The organism is uncultured Sphingomonas sp. (assembly GCF_964244235.1).
In the GTDB taxonomy this organism is placed as follows: domain Bacteria; phylum Pseudomonadota; class Alphaproteobacteria; order Sphingomonadales; family Sphingomonadaceae; genus Sphingomonas.
This window is the reverse complement of the sequence record NZ_CAXTII010000005.1, coordinates 15,971-35,877: the sequence shown is the minus strand read 5'-3', so window position 1 is coordinate 35,877 and position 19,907 is coordinate 15,971. Positions and strand designations below refer to the sequence as shown.

12 protein-coding genes are annotated in these 19,907 nt (G+C 66.6%); 5 read left to right on the top strand and 7 right to left on the bottom strand.

The window, feature by feature from the left end:
• Positions 1-113: 113 nt before the first annotated feature.
• Entirely contained in the window at positions 114-773 is a 660-nt protein-coding gene (locus ACFE7D_RS01945) for a class I SAM-dependent methyltransferase (protein WP_375393741.1), read from the top strand.
• Between the two features lie 8 nt (positions 774-781).
• Entirely contained in the window at positions 782-1,378 is a 597-nt protein-coding gene (locus ACFE7D_RS01940; RefSeq protein WP_375393740.1) for a hypothetical protein, read from the top strand.
• A gap of 17 nt (positions 1,379-1,395) precedes the next feature.
• On the opposite strand, the gene ACFE7D_RS01935 is transcribed toward ACFE7D_RS01940, so the two are convergent.
• Entirely contained in the window at positions 1,396-3,147 is a 1,752-nt protein-coding gene (locus tag ACFE7D_RS01935; protein ID WP_375393739.1) for an aminotransferase class III-fold pyridoxal phosphate-dependent enzyme, read from the bottom strand.
• A gap of 32 nt (positions 3,148-3,179) precedes the next feature.
• Between ACFE7D_RS01935 and asd the strand changes: the two genes are divergently transcribed.
• A complete protein-coding gene (gene asd, locus ACFE7D_RS01930; protein ID WP_375393738.1) occupies positions 3,180-4,058 on the top strand; it encodes an archaetidylserine decarboxylase in 879 nt (292 codons plus the stop codon).
• 23 nt (positions 4,059-4,081) lie between these two features.
• Here the strand turns inward: asd and ACFE7D_RS01925 are convergent, their stop codons facing one another.
• The 5 genes from ACFE7D_RS01925 to ACFE7D_RS01905 form a co-directional block, all read right to left on the bottom strand.
• Entirely contained in the window at positions 4,082-4,840 is a 759-nt protein-coding gene (locus tag ACFE7D_RS01925; protein WP_375393737.1) for a hypothetical protein, read from the bottom strand.
• Between the two features lie 73 nt (positions 4,841-4,913).
• Positions 4,914-6,500: an efflux transporter outer membrane subunit gene (locus tag ACFE7D_RS01920; protein WP_375393736.1), complete on the bottom strand. Its 1,587-nt coding sequence runs from the start codon at positions 6,498-6,500 to the stop codon at positions 4,914-4,916.
• The gene (locus tag ACFE7D_RS01915) at positions 6,497-9,874 is read right to left on the bottom strand and encodes an efflux RND transporter permease subunit (protein ID WP_375393735.1); all 3,378 of its coding nucleotides are present in this window, start codon (positions 9,872-9,874) and stop codon (positions 6,497-6,499) included. The genes ACFE7D_RS01920 and ACFE7D_RS01915 overlap by 4 nt, the downstream gene beginning before the upstream one ends.
• Positions 9,871-13,008, bottom strand: coding sequence for an efflux RND transporter permease subunit (locus tag ACFE7D_RS01910; RefSeq protein WP_375393734.1), 3,138 nt, complete (start codon positions 13,006-13,008; stop codon positions 9,871-9,873). Before ACFE7D_RS01910 ends, ACFE7D_RS01915 begins: the two co-directional genes overlap by 4 nt.
• Before the next feature lie 5 nt (positions 13,009-13,013).
• The gene (locus ACFE7D_RS01905) at positions 13,014-14,348 is read right to left on the bottom strand and encodes an efflux RND transporter periplasmic adaptor subunit (protein ID WP_375393733.1); all 1,335 of its coding nucleotides are present in this window, start codon (positions 14,346-14,348) and stop codon (positions 13,014-13,016) included.
• 329 nt (positions 14,349-14,677) lie between these two features.
• On the opposite strand from ACFE7D_RS01905, the gene ACFE7D_RS01900 reads away from it, so the two are divergent.
• Positions 14,678-17,290 (top strand): TonB-dependent receptor, encoded by a 2,613-nt coding sequence (locus ACFE7D_RS01900; protein WP_375393732.1) that lies wholly within the window; start codon positions 14,678-14,680, stop codon positions 17,288-17,290.
• A 286-nt stretch (positions 17,291-17,576) separates the two neighbouring features.
• Positions 17,577-19,202 carry an inorganic phosphate transporter gene (locus ACFE7D_RS01895; protein ID WP_375393731.1) on the top strand — a complete coding sequence of 542 codons (1,626 nt, stop codon included), beginning with the start codon at positions 17,577-17,579 and terminating at the stop codon, positions 19,200-19,202.
• Positions 19,203-19,224: 22 nt separating this feature from the next.
• Here the strand turns inward: ACFE7D_RS01895 and ACFE7D_RS01890 are convergent.
• Positions 19,225-19,907: glycine zipper domain-containing protein (locus ACFE7D_RS01890; protein ID WP_375393730.1), on the bottom strand; the 683-nt coding region annotated here is incomplete at its 5' end.

The window sequence follows — 19,907 nt, the reverse complement described above, 5'->3', positions numbered from 1 at the left end:
TTGCACGAACGTAGCGGCGGTTTTCGCCGCTGTCGTCGTATTGTCACCTAAAATTGCGATAGCCCTTACTGCGGCCGATCGCATAGCGACCGCACGACGAAAGGGCACTCGCCTTGGCAACGCAGATGAGCACGATCGGCGTCACCCGCGCCTATGACCGCTGGGCCCCGATCTACGATCTGGTGTTCGGCGCGGTCTTCCGTCGCGGACGCTCCGCCGCGATCGACGCGGCGGAGCGGATCGGGGGCCGGATCATCGAGGTCGGTGTCGGCACCGGCATATCGCTGCCGCAATATTCGCGCGCCAACCGGATCGTCGCGGTCGATCTGTCCGACCCGATGCTGGACAAGGCGCGCGAACGGGTCCGCAAGCTCGGGCTCAGCCATGTCGAGCAGATCGCGGTCGGCGATGCCGAAGCGCTGAACTACGTTGCCAATGCCTTCGACGTGGTGGTCGCGCAATATGTCGTGACCGCGGTGCCGAACCCCGAACGCGCGCTCGACGAGTTCGCGCGCATCTGCCGGCCGGGCGGCGAGATCGTCATCACGACGCGCGAAGGCGCGGGCAAGGGCCTGCGCGGTCGGATCGAAAAGGCGCTGATGCCGATCACCAGCCGGCTCGGCTTCCGCACCGAATTCCCGTTCGAACGCTATACCGACTGGGCGGCGGGGCGCGGCGATATACGGCTGGTCGAACATCGGCCGCTGCCGCCGCTCGGCCACTTCTCGCTCATTCGCTTCGCCAAGATCGCCACCTCGAACGACAGGGCCTGAAGAAACACATGACCGGCTTTCGCGCACAACTCGCCGAGCAGCGGTGGGACGATCACCGCTTCTACCACCACAGCCTGGTGAACCAGAGCCTGCACTTCGTCAGCGCCTGTACCTTCCTGGTCGCCTACGCGATCCTGTTCGTCGATCCGGCGGTGGCGAGCCTGCTGGCCTGGGGGGTCGCGATGACCAGCCGGCAGGCGGGGCATTTCTTCTTCGAGCCTAAGGGTTTCGATCAGGAGAACGGGGTCAGCCACCAGCATAAGGAAGCCATCAAGGTCGGGTATAATCTGTTCCGCAAATGGGTGCTGATGAGCATCTGGGTGTCGGTGCCGGTCGTGCTGCTGATCGAACCGACCCTGTTCGGCACCATCCAGAAACCCGATGGCGTCGAATGGTATCTGCGCCATGTCGGGATCGGCTGGCTGATGCTGGGTGTCGGCGCGATCGCGTTCCGGTCGGTGCAGCTGTTCGTGCAGCGCGACGTGGAGACGGGGCTGGTGTGGGCGACGAAGATCGTCACCGAGCCGTTCAGCGATTTCCGGTTGTACCGGGGGGCGCCGGTGCGGTTGATCAAGAATGTGCGGCCAGCGGGTCGCGCGGTCTGAAGCAGAAGACCCTGTCCTCACCCTTCGCCGCCTTCGGCGTCTTTTCCCTCTCCCAATGGGAGAGGGAGGGAGCGGCGCAGCCGCGGAAGGGTGAGGACAGGGTTCTGCTCTACCCCGCCCAACCGCACCCGGACAGCCTGTCGCAAAACCCCCCGCCGCAGCCGCTTGTCGGTCAGCCCCTCGCCGCCATCCCACCACCCGTCGGCCAGCATCGCCGCAGCCGCCGTGGCGAACCGCGCGACGATATCGGCGAACAGCGCGTCGTCGATGTCGAGGCTGAAGATCAGCCGCCCCGTCCCGACCCAGCTGAGCGCCAGCCCTTCGGCGCGGAGATAATATTGCAGCATCCAGTTATACGCGGACGGGCGGGTGTAGAGGATCGTCCAGATCGACTGGAGATGCGCGACCGCGACGGGCGCGCCGACGTCTGCCAATGCGCGGTTGAACTGCGCCGCGCGCGCGTTCCAGCGTTCGTCCAGCCCGTCATATTTGGAGCGCCATTCGGGTTGGTTGATCCGCCGCAGGAACGCGTTCATAGCACCCATCACATAGGGATGCGCATTGAACGTCCCGCGCGCGAAGCAGATGTCGAGCGGGCGATCGTCGCGGTACCGCTTCATCAGCGCGGCGCGTCCCGCCAGCACGCCGACCGGCAGTCCGCCGCCCAGCGTCTTGCCGTACGTCACCATGTCGGGCCGCACCCCGAAATATTCCGCCGCACCCCCGGGGGCGAGGCGGAAGCCGACGAACACCTCGTCGAAGATCAGCGGGATGGCGTTCGCACGGCAGGTCTCGGCGAGGCGGTGCAGCCACGCGCGATAGGCGGGCAGTTCGGTCCCCGCCTTGCGGCTGCTATCGACGAGCTGGTTGTCGGACGGCGCGCTGCCGTTGGGGTGCAAGGCCTGGAGCGGATTGACGAGGACGCAGGCGATGTCGCGGCGCGTCGCCAGCACCGCGAGCGTCGCGTCCGACATCTCCGCCAGCGTCAGCGTGTCGTCCTCCGCGACCGGGTTGCCGATGCCCGGCTGCACATCGCCCCACCAGCCATGATAGGCCCCCGCGAACCGCACCAGCCGCCGCCGCCCGGTGTGATAGCGCGCGAGGCGCACCGCCTGCATGACGGCTTCGGTGCCCGACATGTGGAACGACACCTCGTCCATGCCCGACAATGCGGTCAGGCGGCGGACATTGTCGGCGACGAGCGGATGGTACGCGCCGAGTACCGGCCCGAGCGTCTCGACCGCTTTCGCACCCTCGGCGATCGTCTGCTTGTAGAATTCATAGCCGAACAGGTTGACGCCGTAGGAGCCGGTCAGATCGATCAGCCGGTTGCCGTCGAGATCGACCACGGTCGGCCCCTCGGAGCGTTCGAGGAACGCGCCGGTGCCGAGCGTGGCGCGGACGCGCGCGCTGAACGGGAAGGGCACGCGGTAGGCGCCGGTGAATTGCAGGTCCGACAGCCCGGCGCGCGCCTCTGCGGTCAAGGCGAGCGTGTTTGCAAACCGCGTCTTGTACAGCGCGCCCAGCCGTTCGAACGCTGCTGCGCGGCGGGCGGCGACCTCGTCGGACGCACCATCGATGCGGAAGAAGCGGTCGCCATCTTGGCTGAAGGCCGGGATCTGCCCGGCGATCCGCTTCGCCATCCGGACATGGCCGCCGAGCGACGGATGCTTCGCGCGCGACAATGCGATGCGGGATCGACCCTTCGTCAGCGCGAGGGCGGTCACGGCGGCGGCACCGAGCAATCCGGCGATCTGGCTGCGTTTCATGCGCCCACCTTCCCAATTATCGTGACGCTGGCATGACAACGCGCCTGTCCGCGCTTCGCCGATCCTTTGTCCGGCTGTTGCTGCAGGAGGATCTGAACTTTCTGCTGACCAATCGCATCCCGCGCCGGCTGGCGACGACGCTGGTCGGCCGGATCGCCGGGATCGAACACCCGCTGGTGCGCGTGCCCGCGCTCGCGGCGTGGCGGTTCTTTTCGGCACCCGATCTGTCGGATGCGGCGACGCTGCGGTTCCGGTCGCTGAAGGACGGCTTTACGCGCGCGCTTCGCCCCGGCGCGCGACGGTTCGATCCGGACCCCGAAGTGCTGGCCAGCCCGTGCGACGCGATCGTCGGGGCGCATGGCCGGATCGATGGGGACTCGCTGTATCAGGTGAAGGGCTTCCCCTACCGGCTGCAGGACCTGATCCCCGATCCGGCGCTGGCCGCGACGTTCGAGCATGGCTGGTTCGTCACGCTCCGGCTGACCGCGGCGATGTACCACCGCTTCCATGCGCCCGCGGACATGACGGTCGAGGGGGTGCGCTATCTGTCCGGGGACTGCTGGAACGTGAACCCGATCGCATTGAAACGCGTCGAACGCCTGTTCTGCCGCAACGAACGCGTGGTGATCGAGGCGCGGCTGGCGGGGGGAACGCCGGTGCTGCTGGTGCCGGTCGCGGCGATCCTGGTGGCGAGCATCCGGCTGGCGTTCATGGATACGGGGCCGATGGCGTGCGACCTGGGGGGCGCACGGTTGGCCTGCGATGTGGCCTTGGCGAAGGGGGCGGAGATGGGATGGTTCGAGCATGGCTCGACGATCCTGGTGTTCCTGCCTGCAGGGGCGGTCGGGTCCACCGATCTGGTGGAAGGGCAGGAGATACGGGCTGGAGAGGCTTTGGCCGTTCTGGGTTAGGCCAACGGTCGCCCTCATCCTAGCTAGCGCATCTGGGCCCTCGTCTCCTTCCACAACCGCAACCCTTCCGCCCGCACGACGTTTCCGATCGTTGCCGGGGTCAGGTCATGTCGCGCGCTGCCGGGAAACAGGATCGTCGTTATGCCGCCGGTCATGCTCTCCATCGGCGACACCACCGCGGTACATTGCCCGCTGCCGCCGCGCGCCGTGCACAGCCGCCGCCCGAGCGCCTGGTGCAGCGCCAGCGATCCTTCCCCCAATTTGGCATAGGGACCGGTATCCGCGACGATGACCGGAACCGTTCGGCCATTCGCGATCACGACGCCAAGATCGCCGATACCCACTCCGGTCAGCCGCTGGAACTCGCCGCGAACGGCTTTCGGACCGGCTTGCGGAATGACGACATAGGGGATCGTCCCGGCATCCACCGGCACTTCCCCACCTCTGCCGTCGGGCAGCATCAGGGAGGTCGGACATTGATCGGTGCGGCCGCGGTTCGGGCTGCAAGCATAGGCCGATCCGTCGAGATCGACGGCGAGCTTGGACACGAACGCGACCGCGCCGCCCGGCAGTCTGCGAAGCGCGGTAACGGCGTTCGGATCGCCCTTGCAGCCATATTTCGGGCGGCGGCCGCGGAACCGACGTTCCTGATCGCACCGGTCGAACTGCCGGCGATAGTCTTCGTCGATCGCGCGGCCTGCGGGCAGCGTTACGCCAGCGGGCCAGACGGATGCGGTGGGCGCGACGGATGCGGCGAGGAGCAGCGCAAGGGGTATCGGCATGTCGGCGGAAGCCTCGGAGGAGGGGCCATCTCAACCCCTGCCGGTCGACCCCGTTCCCTGGCGGTCGCGTTCCCTATCGGTTGCTGTCCGCCACCGCCGCGGCGCGCGCGACCTCCGCACCGCTCGTCAGGTCCGCATCCGACCAGCCGCCGCCAAGCGCCTGAACCAGCGCGACCGACGCGGTCTGGCGATCCTGTTCCGCCTGGAGCAGCGCACGGCGTGCGGCGAGCGCGGTCGCCTGCGACGTCACGACATCGGTGAAGACGACCAGCCCCGCACGGTACTGGTTGCGAAGCGTTGCCTCCGACTGGTCCGCCGCGACCGAGGCGGTGCGAAGCAGCTGCTCCTGCCGCGCCAGCACCTGGACCGCGATCAGGTCGTCCTGCACTTCCTGGAACGCGGTCAGCGTGACTTGCCGGTAGTTGGCGACCGCGGCGTCATAGGCGGCGCGCGCCTGTGCGACCCGGGCCTTGCGCGCGCCGAAGTCGAGCAGCGTCTCCGCGACCGACGCGCCCAGCGACCAGAGCGAGGCCGCGGACGAGAACAGCCCGGACAGCGAGTCGTTGCTGAACCCCGCTTCGCCGGTCAGGTTGACCGTCGGAAAGAACGCCGCGCGCTGCACCCCGATCTGCGCGTTGGCGGCGGCGACCGCGCGTTCGGCCGATGCGATGTCGGGACGACGCTGTGTCAGCGTGGCGGGCACGACGAGTGGCACCGCGGGGACGGCGGCGGACCAGGTCGTGCCGAGCGAAGGGATCGTGAACCCCGCCGGGTTTTCGCCGACCAGCACCGCGATCGCATCCTCGAACTGCGCGCGGGTACGCTGTTCGCCCACCAGATTGGACTGGGCGGAGGCGAGCTGCGACTGCGCCTGGAACTGGTCGGTGCGCGCGACGACGCCGGCATTGTAGCGATTGGTCGCAATGGTCAGCGATCTTTGATACGCCTGGACGGTCGCGGTCAGGCTGGCGATCTGCGCATCGACGCCGCGCAGGGACAGATAATCGGTCGCGAGCTCGCCCTGGAGCGCGAGCCGCGCATTGGCGAGATCGGCGAGCCGCGCCTGTTCGGTCAGCCGGGCATTGCGCGCGGTATTGGTCAGCGCGCCGAAGAAGTCGGGGGTCCAGGCGGCGGTCAGGTTGACGCGGTAGTTGGTCGTCGCCCGACCACCGCTGGTGACGGTACCCGTCGTCGTGCCGGTGCCGGTCGTACCAGTACCGGTCGTCCCCGTACCACCCGTACCCGTCCCGGTCGTCGTTCCCCCCGACACCGTGCCGCCGGTCGCGACCGCGGTGTTGCCGCCCGAATAGGTGTGGGTGACGTCGCCGTTCACCCCGATCGTCGGGAACAGGTTCGCCCGCGCCTCGCGGGTGGCGGCGCGGGCCTGGCGATAGGTGGCCGCCGCCTGTGCCAGCGTCTGGTTGTGCGCGACCGCGCGGCCGACGAGATCGTTCAGCGCGGGATCGGCGAACGCGGTCCACCAGTCGGCGCGCGGCGCATCGTCGAGCGGGGTCGCGATCGCCCAGCCGGGCGCGGTCTTCCAGGTCGGCGGTGTCGCCCCGCCGGCGCCGACGTTCGGCCGGTGATAGGCGGGCGCGAGCGAACAGCCCGCCAGCGCGAGCGTCGATGCAAGGGTGGCGAGACGATTGGTCAGGGTCATGCGGGAAGCTCGGTTGGACGCCGCTGGATGCGGCCGCGGCGACGATCGCGTCGGCGCTTGCCGCGCTGCGCGAGATTGTCGAGCGAGACATAGACGACGGGCGTGGTGATGAGAGTGAGCAGCTGGCTCGCGATGAGCCCGCCGATGATCGCGACGCCGAGCGGCTGGCGAAGCTCCGCACCCTCGCCGAACCCGATCGCGAGCGGCAGCGCGCCGAGCGCGGCGGCGAGCGTCGTCATCAGGATCGGGCGGAAACGGAGCAGCGAGGCTTCGCGCGCGGCCTGGACCGCGGTGAGGCCGCGGTCGCGCTGCGCGTGGATCGCGAAGTCGATGATGAGGATCGCGTTCTTCTTCACGATACCGAGCAGCAGGAAGACGGCGATCAGCGCGATGATCGAGAAATCCATTCCCATGATCATGAGCCCCAGCACCGCCCCGACGCTGGCCGCCGGCAGCGTGGACAGGACGGTCAGCGGATGGATGAGGCTTTCGTAGAGGATGCCGAGCACGATGTAGATCGTGACGAGTGCCGCGAGGATCAGCAGCGGCTGCGATCCCTGGCTCTGTTGCGCCTGGAGCGCGGTGCCCGCGAACGCGCCGTGCACCGTCGACGGCATCGCGATCTGCGCCTCGGCCTGGTCGATGGCCGTCTTCGCGTCCGACAAGGCCTTGCCCGGCGCGAGATCGAACGAGACGGTCGCGGCGACCTCGGTCCCCTGGTGATTGACGCTGGCGGCGGTCGCGGCCTGCGTGAACGACGCGACCGCGTTCAGCGGCACCATCGTCCGCACCGCGGTCGCCAGCGCCGATCCGGTCGATGCGTCGCGCAGCGCGGGGTTGGGGCTGACCGCGGTGCCTGCCGATCCGGTCGCGGGGCTTGCGGCGGCCTGCGTCGTACCCGAGGCGGTGGTGGCGGCGGTATCCGTGCCGGTCGCAATGCCGTTCAGCGTCGCGACGGTCGCGCCGGTGCTGGTCGTCGCCCCCGTCGCGGTCGTCGTGCCGGTGCCCGTCGATGCCGCGGTCGATACCGCGACCGGCGACGCGGTCGGAATCCGGACCCCGGGCAGGAATTGCGGGCCACCGAGCGACGACGGGGCCCAGCCCATGATGACGCTATACTGGTTGATATCCTCGTAGATGGTCGCGACGTTGCGTTGCCCGAACGCGTCGTACAGCGCGTTGTCGACCGCGGTGACGGTGATGCCGATCCGCGACGCGGTATCCTTGTCGATAGCGACGAAGCTTTCGACGCCATTCTCGGCCAGGTCGCTGTCGACATTCTTCAGCACCGGACTGGCTTCCAAAGCCTTGGTCAATTTTTGCGACCAGAGCTTCAGATTGGCGGTATTGTCCGCCATCAGCGTATATTGATACGTCGCATTGCCCTGCCGCGCGCCGACGCGCAGGTCCTGTACCGGCATCAGGAACAGGCGGATGCCCTTTACCGGCTGGAGCCGGCGTTGGAGGTCGGTCGCGACGACGCTGCTGGGCTTGCCCGGACGCTGTTCGACGGGTTTCAGCGCGATCATGATGAAGGCACCGCCCGCGCGGCTGCCGCCGGTGAAGCCGACGACGCTTTGCACCGCATGGTCCTTCTTGATGATCCCGACGACCTGTTTCAGCTTTTCCTGCATCGACTGGAACGACACGCTTTCGTCGGCGCGCACACCCGCCATCAGCAGCGGCGATTCCTGCGTCGGGAAGAACCCTTTGGGCACCGCGATATAGAGATAGACGGTCAGGCCGATGACGGCGACGAGCAGCAACAGCACCAGCGGTTTCATCGCCAGCGCCCAGTCGAGGCTCCTGGCATAGGTCCGCTCGACGCGTACCCAGCCTCGTTCCAGGACCTGCGAGACCCGCCCACCCCGGCGATGCTCCGGCGACACGGTGTCGGGCCGCAGGAACCATGCGCACAGCATCGGCGTGGTGGTCAGCGACAGCACCAGGCTTATCATGACCGCGACCGACAGCGTAACCGCGAATTCGCGGAACAGGCGGCCGACGATGCCGCCCATGAACAGCAGCGGGATGAAGACCGCGACGAGACTGAGCGAGATCGACAGCACGGTGAAGCCGACCTCCGACGCGCCCTGCAACGCGGCTTCGAAGCGGTTCATTCCCGCCTCCAGATGCCGCGTCGTATTTTCCAGCACCACGATCGCGTCGTCGACGACGAACCCCGTCGCCACCGTGATCGCCATCAGCGACAGGTTGTTGAGGCTGAACCCGAGCAGATACATGACCCCGAACGTGCCCATCAGCGACACGATGGTGGCGATCGCGGGGATCATCGTCGCCCGGACGTCGCGCAGGAATGCGTAGACGACCAGCACCACCAGGATCAGCGCGATGATGACGGTGATCTCGATCTCCTTGATAGACGCGCGGATCGAACTCGTCCGGTCCATCGCGACCTGCAGCTGGATGTCGGCGGGGATCTGCGCGCGGATGCCGGGCAGCTCCGCCTTGATCGCATCGACCATCTGGATCAGGTTCGCGCCCGGCTGCTGCGTGATGTTGACGACTATCGCGCGCTTGCCATTGTAGAGCCCCAGCGTGCGGGTGTCGGCCACGCCGTCGCTCACGGTGGCGATATCCTGCAACCGCACCGACGCGCCGCTGCGCCATGCGATCACCAGCGACCGGTAATCCGCCGCCACCTGCCCCGGCGCGTTGGTGTAGATCTGCCACGAGCGGCCGTTGACGCCCTGCACCAGCCCCTTTGGCCGGTTCGCGTTCGCCGCCTGGATCGCGGCGCGGACGTCCTCCATCGCGATGCCGTAGCTGCTGAGCCGGTAGGGATCGACGTCGACCCTGACCGCCGGAAGCGATCCGCCGCCAAGCTCGACATCGCCGACGCCCGGGATCTGGAGCATCCGCTGCTGGATGATGTTCGACACCGCGTCGTAGACTTGCCCCGCGGTCTTGGTGTCGGATGTCAGCGCCAGCGTCACCACCGGCTGGTTCGCCGGGTTGACCTTGCGATAGGTCGGGTTCTGCTTCAGCGTCGCGGGCAGATCGACCCGCGCGGCGTTGATCGCCGCCTGCACCTCACGCGCGGCACCGTCGATATTCTTCGACAGATCGAATTGCAGCGTGATCCGGGTCGAACCGAGCGAGCTGGACGACGTCATCTCGTTGACGCCCGAAATCGTTGCCAGCCGCCGTTCGAGCGGCGTCGCGACGCTTTGCGCCATCACCTCCGGGCTCGCTCCCGCCAGTGTCCCCGACACGCTGATGACGGGAAAATCCACCTGCGGCAGCGGGGCCACCGGCAGCGACAGAAACCCGGCGATCCCGGCCAGCGCGATCCCGATCGTCAGCAGGATCGTCGCGATCGGCCGCCGGATGAAGGGTGCCGACAGGTTCACGCCTCCGCCTCCGGCCCGATTCGCGCCCCTTCGGCCTCCGGCCCGATTCCTGGCGGTGCCTTCGCACCCCAGCCATGTTTCGCGAGCCGCTGCTGCGCACGGTCGAAATACAGATACACGATCGGCGTGGTGAAGATCGTCAGCAACTGGCTGACCATCAGTCCGCCGAAGATCGCGATGCCGAGCGGTCGGCGAAGTTCCGCGCCCTCGCCGAAGCCGAGCATCAGCGGCACCGCGGCGAACAGCGCGGCCAGCGTCGTCATCAGGATCGGGCGGAAGCGAAGGACCGCGGCCTGCCGGATCGCCTGCACCGGCGGCAGCCCCTCGTCGCGCTCCGCGGCGATCGCGAAATCGATCATCATAATCGCGTTCTTCTTCACGATGCCGATCAGCAGGACGATGCCGATGATCCCGATGATGTCGAGGTCGTGCCCCGTGATCCAGAGCGCGAACAACGCGCCGACGGCGGCGGAGGGCAGGGTCGACAGGATCGTGACCGGATGGATGAAGCTTTCGTACAGCACGCCGAGCACGATGTAGACGCAGACGAGGGCCGCCAGGATCAGCCAAAGCTGGTTGTTGAGCGAACTGGCGAAGGCGCTTGCCGCACCCAGGAACGTGATCGTCACCCCGCGCTTCAGCTGCAAAGTCCCGACCGCATTGCTGATCGCGTTGGTCGCGGTGCCGAGCGACACGCCGGGGGCGGCGTCGAAATTCACCGTTGCCGCGGGGAATTGCCCCACATGCGTGATGGCGAGCGGCGACTGACCTTCGGTGATCGTCGCGATGGCGTTCAGCGGCGTCGCGCCGCCCTGCGCCTGGACGTGGAGCAGCCCGAGCGACTGCGGATCGGTCACCACCCCGGACGCCGCCTCGAGGATCACCCGGTACTGCGTCGTTTCGGTGAAGATCGTCGAGACGATGCGCTGCCCGAACGCGGAATAGAGCGTGTCGTCGACGCTGGACGCGGTGATGTTCAGCCGCGCGGCGGTGTCGCGGTTGATGGTGACCAGCGCCGACGATCCGGTCGCACCCGCGTCGGTCGAGACATTGGCGAGCTTGGGACTGGATTGCAGTGCGACGGCGATCCGTTTCGATTCGGCGATGACGTCCGCGGTGTTCGACCCTTGCACCGACAGCCGGTACTGCGTCGGGCCTGTCGCGGCGTCGATCGTCAGGTCCTGGACGGGTTGCAGGTACAAGGTCAGCCCGGCGATCCCGTCGACCGCATTCTTCAGCCGCACCATCAGGTCCGCCTGGCTCCCATGGCTCGTCTTCAGGTTGATCAGCATCGTGCCGCTGTTGAGCGACGCGTTGTTCGACCCGTCGACGCCGACGAACGACGCCAGCGATTCGACGTCCGGGTCCTGGAGGATGGTCTGCGCGGCCTTCGTCTGCAACGCCGCCATCTGGGCATAGGATACGCTGTTGCCCGCGGTGATCCGCGCCTGGAGCTGGCCGGTATCCTGCGTCGGGAACAGCCCCTTGGGTATCACCAGGTACAGCAGGACGGTCAGCACCAGCGTGCCGATCGCGACCACCAACGTGGCGAACCGGCGCGACAGCACGAAATCGAGCCCGCGTTCGTAATGATGCTCGACCCGCGCGAACGCGGCGGCGGAGCGCTTGGCGATGCGGCTGGGGCGCTCGTCCTCGGGCCGTTTCAGCCAGCGCGCGGCCAGCATCGGCGTCAGCGTCAGCGACACGACGGCGGAGATGAGGATCGTCACCGCCAGCGTGACCGCGAATTCGCGGAACAGACGCCCGACGATGTCGCCCATGAACAGCAGCGGGATCAGCACCGCGATGAGGCTGATGGTCAGCGAGATGATCGTGAAGCCGATCTCACCCGCGCCCTTCAGCGCCGCCGGGAACGGGTCCATCCCGTCCTCGATATGGCGCTGGATATTCTCGATCATCACGATCGCGTCGTCGACCACGAACCCGGTCGCGATCGTCAGCGCCATGAGGCTGAGGTTATCGAGGCTGTAGTTCAGCAGGTACATGACCCCGAACGTGCCCGTCAGCGAGATCGGCACCGCCAGCCCCGCGATCAGCGTCGCACGCGCCGAATGCAGGAAGAAGAAGATCACCAGCACGACCAGCACGATCGCGAGCAGCAGGTCGAACTCGACATCGTTCACCGACGTGCGGATGCCCGTCGTGCGATCCGCCAGCACCGATGCGTGCAGCCCGGCGGGCAGGCTCTTGAGCAGCGCGGGCAGCTGCACTTTGATCTGATCGGTGGTCGCGATCACGTTCGCGCCGGGCTGGCGCTGGACGTTCAGGATGATCGCAGGGGTGTCGTTGGCGAGTGCACCGAGCCGCGCATTCTCCGCGCCCTCGATCACCTGCGCCACGTCCTTCAGACGGACGGGGGCGTTGTTGGCGTAGGTGATGATGAGGTTGTTGTAATCGTCGACCGTTTCGAGCTGGTCGTTGGCGTTGATCTGGTACGCGCGGTTGGTGCCGTCGAAACTGCCCTTCGCCGAATTGGCGTTTGCACCCGTGATCGCGGTGCGGATCTGCGCGAGGCTGAGGCCGTAGGACGCGAGCTTCTGCGTGTCCGCGCGGATCCGCATCGCGGGCTTCTGCCCGCCGGCCAGGCCCACGAGGCCGACGCCGGTGATCTGGCTGATCTTCTGCGCCAGCCGCGTATCGACGATCGACTGGACCTGAGTCAGCGGCATCGTCTCGGACGTGATCGCCAGGGTCAGGATCGGCGCGTCGGCAGGGTTGACCTTGGCGTAGATCGGCGGTGCGGGCAGGTCGGCGGGCAGCAGCGCCTGCGCCGCGTTGATCGCGGCCTGCACTTCCTGCTCGGCGACGTCGAGGCCTTCGGCCAGCGTGAATTGCAGCGTGATGACCGAGGCACCCGACGCGCTGGTCGACTCCATCCGTGCGAGCCCCGGCATTTGCCCGAACTGGCGTTCCAGCGGCGCGGTGACGGTCTGGCTCATCACCTCCGGGCTGCCGCCGGGGTAGAGCGTCGTCACCTGGATCGTCGGGTAATCGACCTGCGGCAGCGCGGACAGCGACAGCAGCCGGAAACCGACGAACCCCGCCAGCACGATCGCGACCATGAACAATGCGGTGGCGACCGGGCGGAGGATGAACAGGCGGGACGGGCCCATGTCGATCAGCCGCGCTTTTGGCGGCCGCTATGCCCGCCCGCCCCTGCCGCCGGCTTGTCCCCGGGCAGCGCGACCTTCGCCCCTTCCGTGAGGCGGTCCCCACCGTCGGTGACGATCGTCTCGTTCAGCGCCAGCCCCTTGCTGACCTGCACCTTGTCGCCTGTATTGACGCCCGTCGTTACCTTGCGTTCGGTGACGGTACGGTCGGGCCTCAGCACCCACACGAAGCTGCCGTCCGGACCGGACCGGACCGCGGCGGGGGGCACCGTCACCGCGTCCTTGATGGTATCGACGGTGAGCCGCACATTGACGAATTCGCTCGGGTAGAGCTGGAACTGGCCGTTGGCGAAACGCGCCTTGCCCTTCACGGTCCCGGTCGTGGTATCGACCTGATTGTTGAGCGTCGTGAAATGCCCGGTGTCGAGCGTCTTGACGCGTGCGCTGTCGAGCGCGAGCGCGGGGATTTCGGCGCCCGCGACGACGCGCTGCTGCACCTCCGCCACCTGCTGCTGCGGTACGGCGAATTCGACGTCGATCGGCTGCAGCGTCGTGACGACCGCGATACCGTTGGTGTCGCCGGCACCGATATAATTGCCGATATCGACGACCTTCAGACCGATCCTCCCGGCGACGGGTGCGACGATACGCGTGTAGCCCAGGTTGATCTTCGCCTGGTCGGCGGCACCCTGGTCGATCGCGATCGTGCCCTGCAGCTGACCGACCAATGCCGCCTGCGTGTCGCGGTCCTGCCGGGCCACCGAATCCTCGTTCAGCAGCATGTTGTACCGCGCGAGCAGCACACGCGCATTGGCCAGCTGCGCACGGTCGCGCATCAACGCGCCCTGTGTCTGAAGGAGAGCTGCCCGATAAGGGCGCGGGTCGATGATCGCCAGCACCTGGCCGCGGCGGACCAACTGCCCCTCGCGGTACAGCAGCTGCGTGATCGTGCCCGATACCTGCGGGCGGACAGTGACGGTCGCCGCCGGCGTGACGGTGCCGAGCGCCTCGATCTGGATCGGCAGGTCCGCCGCGGTCGCGGTCGCGGTGCCGACCGTCGTCGGCTGGTTCGCGCCGCCGCCGGGGCCGCCGCCGCCGCCACGCCCGCCGCTGCTGCCGCCGCCCGCGCCACGGCGCCCACCGCCGCCGCCTTGCCCGGTGCCCGATGCGCTGTTGCTATGGTGCGACAGAGCGACCGCTCCGGCGATCAGCGCGAACAGGCCCAATATGCCGAATATCCAACTGAGCGCACGGCCGCGACGGTGCATCGTATAGCCCTCGACAGGATATGGGTCGGTTGAACCGGTCGATCCCTCGTCAGGGTCGAAATCGCTGTGCGTCATGATCGTCCCGTGGTCCGCTCGGAACCGCTTTCACGCAGCGCCGCGCCGCGCTGTCAAGGGGCGTGTCCCGTGTGGAAGTGATGCAGCGCACCCTGCCGATCCGATGCACGCGCCAGCTAATGCCGCGAAGCTGAACCGGATATATACCGGGTCACCGGATTATGAAGCCGCTACGCCTTCGCGAAGAGCGACTTTCGGGCAACAGTCCACCGAGATTCCATACCCGATCTTCGAATATAACCACGCCGTCGCCAGATCATCATTGAGCGAAACGAAATTGCCTCCTAAGGAATCCGCCGCAGCGTTTAAGACTGTGGAGAGGATATATTATGATTGGTGGCCATTTGCGTATCGTCGTGTCCGTGGCGGCGCTCGCCGCGGGTCTGGTCGCCCAGCCGGCGCTCGCCCAATCCGCTGCCAGCCAGACGCCGCAGCCCAGCGACAACGCCGCGGTGCCCCAGGCCGCGCAGCCCGTCGCGAACACCGCCGCGCAGACCGGCGCTACCCAATCTGCGCCCGCCAGCGTCGACGACATCATCGTTACCGCGCAGAAGCGCAGCCAGAGCCTGCAGGACGTGCCGATCGTGGTCACGACCGTCAGCCATCAACTGCTTCAGGATACCGGCGTCAAGGACATCAAGGACCTGGCGCTGCTCGCGCCCGGTCTGCTCGTGACCTCGACCAGCAGCGAAGCATCGACGACCGCGCGCATCCGCGGCATCGGTACCGTCGGCGACAATCCCGGCCTCGAATCGTCGGTCGGCATCGTGATCGACGGCGTGTATCGCTCGCGCAACGGCGTCGGCTTCGGCGACCTCGGCGATGTCGAGCGGATCGAGGTGCTCAAAGGCCCGCAGGGCACGCTGTTCGGCAAGTCCGCGACCGCGGGCGTCATCAACATCATCACCGCGCTGCCGCAGTTCGAATATCATGCGGACGCCGAATTCACCGCTAGCAACTATCACGGTTACGGCGGTGCGGCAGAAGTCACAGGGCCGGTCAGCGACACGCTGGCCGCCAGCCTGTATTTCGCCGACCGCCAGCGCGACGGCTTCTTCCACGTCAACGACGGCGCGGGTCCCAACACCGCCACGCGCGACACCGATCGCGATTTCTATACCGTCCGCGGCCAGCTGCTATTCAAGCCGAACGAGACCTTCACCGCCCGGCTGATCGCCGATTATTCGAGCCGCAACGAACATTGCTGCATCGCCGTCATCATCCGCCCGAGCCAGGCACCGGGCCCGAATCTTGCGAACGGTTCCGTCGCGGCGCTGGGCGGCAACGACGGCGACCCGACCAACCCCTATGCGCGCAACGCCTATGCGAACCGCCCCGATCGCCAGCGGACGCGCGACGGCGGTGTGTCGATGCAGATCGACGGTCAGATCGGGCCGGGCACACTCACGTCGATCACTGCGGTCCGCAGCTGGAAGCAGACGGGCGGTTTCGACTCCGACTTCTCGACGCTCGATCTGTTGTATCTCCCCGACGACAACAGCAACTCGACGCTGTTCCGGACGATGAGCCAGGAGCTTCGCTACGCAGGAACGACGAAGAACCTCGATTACCTAGTCGGCGGCTTCTATTCGAACGAGAATCTGCATCAGAACACCAGCATTCTGACCGGCAGTTCGTTCACAAACTATCTGAGCTATGCTATTTCCCCGCTTGCCGGGGGGTTCAATCCGACGTTCCTTCAAACCGGGCTGACATTCCCATTCGTCAGCAGCAACGGCGCACGTGGCGTGAACTATCCCGCAAACTCCGGCGCGATTGATCGATACCGCCAGGATGACAACACCTACGCGGCGTTCACCAACGACACGCTGCACCTGACCAGCAAGCTCGATTTCAATATCGGGCTTCGCTATACGATCGATCAGAAGTCGCTGAACAGCTACAGCACCAATATCGGTGGCGGTGCCGCCTGCGGCGCTGCAAATACGGCGATCTCTTTCATTCCGAATACGCCTGCGTCGGAGGCAGCGCTTGCCGCCGTCAACCAGACGCTCTGCCTTCCCTTCCTGAGCCCGGGTTATAACAACTTCTTCGATCACCAATCGGAGGCCGAGCATAATCTGTCGGGCACCGCGAAGCTCGCGTACAAGTTCAGCCGCGACCTGCTGGTCTACGCGTCCTATGCGCGGGGCTACAAGGCAGGCGGCTTCAACCTCGATCGTGTCCAGTGCGCTGTCGGCACCGCCGGGTGCGCGCGCGGCACCGCCGCGGCCGTCACGCCGATCACCGACACCTCGTTCGGCAAGGAAACGAACAACGCGTTTGAGATCGGCGAAAAGGCGACGCTGTTCGACCGGAAGGTTCTGTTCAACGTCACTGGCTTCTACCAGCGCTACACGGGCTTCCAGTTGAATACCTTCAACGGCTTCGTGTTCGTGGTCGATTCGGTGCCGCACGTCATCAGCAAGGGCGCAGATGTGGACTTCGTCTGGTTCACGACGCCGAAACTGACCTTCCAGGGTGGATTCACCTATGCCGACACCCGCTACGACCTGACGACGGCGCAGCTTGTCGATCTGAAGACTCGCACCGGGTTCCAGGGTCAGCGCAACTCGCGCCTGTCGCTGGCGCCGCTCTGGTCGGCATCGCTGTCCGGCACCTATACCCAGCCGATCGGCGACAGCTACAAGGCGCGCTTGAACGCCGGCGCCAAGTATAATTCGGACTATAACACCGGCTCCGATCTCGATCCGGGCAAGGCCCAGAAGGCGTTCACACTGGTCAACGCCCGTCTCGGCTTCGGTCCGCAGAACGACCGCTGGAGCATCGAGGCCTGGGTCGAGAACGCGTTCGACACCAACTACAAGCAGGTGGCGTTCAACTCGGCCTTCCAGAACCTGCCGAGCAACGCGACGGGCGTGCTCGACGCGTTCCTGGGCGCGCCGCGCACCTTCGGCGGCACGGGGCGTATCAAGTTCTGACGAAATGGCGGACCGGTGCGGGAAATCGCATCCGGTCCGCCCCCGCGGCGATTGGGGCAGGTCATTTCGGATCAGCTTTGGCTCGACCTGATCGCAGCGATGGCGGCCATTCTGCTCGAACTGTATTCCGTCAGGCTACTCGCAGCGATCATTTCGTTCGACCTTCATGCCCGATCATCTGCACCGAAATGCCGCCGACACCTGAGTCATGCCCCCGTCACAATAGCCGTCGATTGTCGGATGATCGGCGCTGCCGGCGCTTGCGACTCATGGCGAGGATCATCCGATGGCCAGCATTCCCGTAACGCCCGCCGCCAGCGGGACGGACCGATTCGATCACCCCGTGCATCCCGGTGCGAAGATCGGCTTCCTGGCCGTGCTTGCCGGCGGTATCGCCTTCGCGGCGTGGCAAATCTTCTCGGAGACGCGGCATGCGGGCGAGCCGCTCGCGCTCGGCGCGTTCGCGTTCCTGGCGCTTGCGCTGCTGGTCGCGCTGGCATTCGAATTCGTCAACGGCTTCCACGATACCGCCAACGCGGTTGCCACCGTCATCTATACCAATTCGCTGACTCCGCCCGTCGCCGTGCTCTGGTCGGGCTTCTGGAACTTTGCGGGGGTCATCGTTTCGTCGGGCGCGGTCGCGTATTCGATCGTCACGCTGCTGCCGGTCGAGCTGATCCTGAACGTGGGGTCGACCGCTGGCTATGCGATGATCTTCGCACTGCTGATCGCGGCGCTGCTGTGGAACCTGCTGACCTGGTATGTCGGCATTCCGAACAGTTCGAGCCACGCGCTGATCGGGTCGATCCTGGGCGTCGGACTGGCGAACCAGTTGCTGTCGAGCGGCCGCGGCGGTACCTCCGGGGTCGATTGGAGCCAGGCGACGAAGGTGCTGTCCGCGCTGCTGGTCAGCCCGCTGCTTGGGTTCGTCGGCGCGCTCGTCCTGTTCTTCGTGATGAAGGCGCTGATCCGCAATCCGAAGCTGTATCAGGAACCCGAAGGCGACGCGCCGCCGCCCAGGGGCATCCGTGCGCTGCTGATCTTCACCTGCACCGCGGTCAGTTTCGCGCATGGCGGCAATGACGGTCAAAAGGGCATGGGGCTTATCATGCTGATCCTGATCGGCGTCGCGCCGACCGCCTATGCGCTCAATCGCACGATGGCGGACAGCGCCACGCCCGCCTTCGTCCAGAGCGCCAATGCGGCGCACGGCGCGCTGGTGCGGCAGGCCGGGACGCAGACGATCACCCCGATCGGCGACGCGCGCACGGTCCTTCGCGATGCACTGCAGAAGCGCGACATGCGTACGCCAGCGGCCTATGGCGCGATGGCGTCGATGGCGCAGGAATTGTCGAAGCGCGTCTCGTCCTTCGGATCGATCGCGGCGGTGCCGGCGGCGGCAACGCCGAACATGCGCAACGACATGTATCTCGAACTTGACACGCTTCGCATGGCGACGAAGGACGAGGGCAAGGTTCCGGCCGCACAGGCCGGACCGATGAAGGATTTTGCCGGCAAGCTGGAGAAAGGAACGCGGTACATTCCGTTATGGGTGAAGATCGTGGTTGCGATCGCGCTCGGGCTCGGCACGATGGTCGGCTGGAAGCGGATCGTCGTCACGGTGGGCGAAGGCATCGGCAAGAAGCATCTGACCTATGCGATGGGCGCTTCGGCCGAATTGACCGCCGCCGCCACGATCCTCGCCGCGGAATGGGGCGGGCTGCCGGTATCGACAACGCATATCCTGTCGTCCGGCATCGCCGGATCGGCGGTCGCGAACGGGCAGGGTCTGCAAGGCGGGACGATCGCGCGGATCGTGTCGGCCTGGGTATTGACGCTGCCCGTCGCGATGCTGCTGTCCGGGCTGCTCTACTGGTTGTTCCTGACAGTTACGGGGACGTCGCTGATCTGACGTCCCCGTCCGTTACCGGCGATCAATAATGCCGGTTGCGTCCGCCGCGATAACCATAGCCTCCGCGGCCATAACCATATCCGCGGCCATAGCCGTAATTGCGGTAATACCAGGTGTGATACGGGTAAGGTCGATAGGCCCAGCGCCCCTCGTAGAAGAACCACGGCCGATACCATTCGGGCGCGGCGTAATAATAGGGGCCGGCGTCCGCTTCGAAGACGAAGGCCGGCGCGCCGCCGCGAACGACATAGCCCGGGGGACAACCGGGGCTGGTATCGCCCGCGGTGGTGCTGCCGACGACCGCGCCGCCCGCCGCGCCCGCCAGCCCGCCGACCAGCGCTCCGGTGCCGCGATCGTGACGACCGCTGACGCTCGACCCGAGCAACGCGCCGAACAGCCCGCCGATCACTGCGCCGGTGCCGGCATTGCTGCGCGCCTTGGTGCAATAACGCTGCGACCAGTCCTCGGCATAGGCCTCGTAGCGACGGTCCATCTGGGTCTGATCGCCATAGCCCGCATCCGCCCGGTACCCGGGAGGCGGGGGCGGGGGCTGCGAACCGTCATAGCCCGGCGGCGGCGGGGGGGGTGGCGAGTTCCTGTTCGCATCGGCGGTTTCGTCATAACCGTTCTGCGGCTGTCCGTTATAGGCAGGCTGACCGTTATACTGGGGCTGACCGTTATACTGGGGCTGACCGTTATACTGGG

Excerpts from the sequence above, each read along its gene's own strand:
- ACFE7D_RS01940 (WP_375393740.1), top strand. The coding sequence starts at position 782 with ATGACCGGCTTTCGCGCACAACTCGCCGAGCAGCGGTGGGACGATCAC.
- ACFE7D_RS01935 (WP_375393739.1), bottom strand. The coding sequence starts at position 3,147 with ATGAAACGCAGCCAGATCGCCGGATTGCTCGGTGCCGCCGCCGTGACC.
- asd (WP_375393738.1), top strand. The coding sequence starts at position 3,180 with ATGACAACGCGCCTGTCCGCGCTTCGCCGATCCTTTGTCCGGCTGTTG.
- ACFE7D_RS01925 (WP_375393737.1), bottom strand. The coding sequence starts at position 4,840 with ATGCCGATACCCCTTGCGCTGCTCCTCGCCGCATCCGTCGCGCCCACC.
- ACFE7D_RS01920 (WP_375393736.1), bottom strand. The coding sequence starts at position 6,500 with ATGACCCTGACCAATCGTCTCGCCACCCTTGCATCGACGCTCGCGCTG.
- ACFE7D_RS01910 (WP_375393734.1), bottom strand. The coding sequence starts at position 13,008 with ATGGGCCCGTCCCGCCTGTTCATCCTCCGCCCGGTCGCCACCGCATTG.
- ACFE7D_RS01905 (WP_375393733.1), bottom strand. The coding sequence starts at position 14,348 with ATGACGCACAGCGATTTCGACCCTGACGAGGGATCGACCGGTTCAACC.
- ACFE7D_RS01900 (WP_375393732.1), top strand. The coding sequence starts at position 14,678 with ATGATTGGTGGCCATTTGCGTATCGTCGTGTCCGTGGCGGCGCTCGCC.
- ACFE7D_RS01895 (WP_375393731.1), top strand. The coding sequence starts at position 17,577 with ATGGCCAGCATTCCCGTAACGCCCGCCGCCAGCGGGACGGACCGATTC.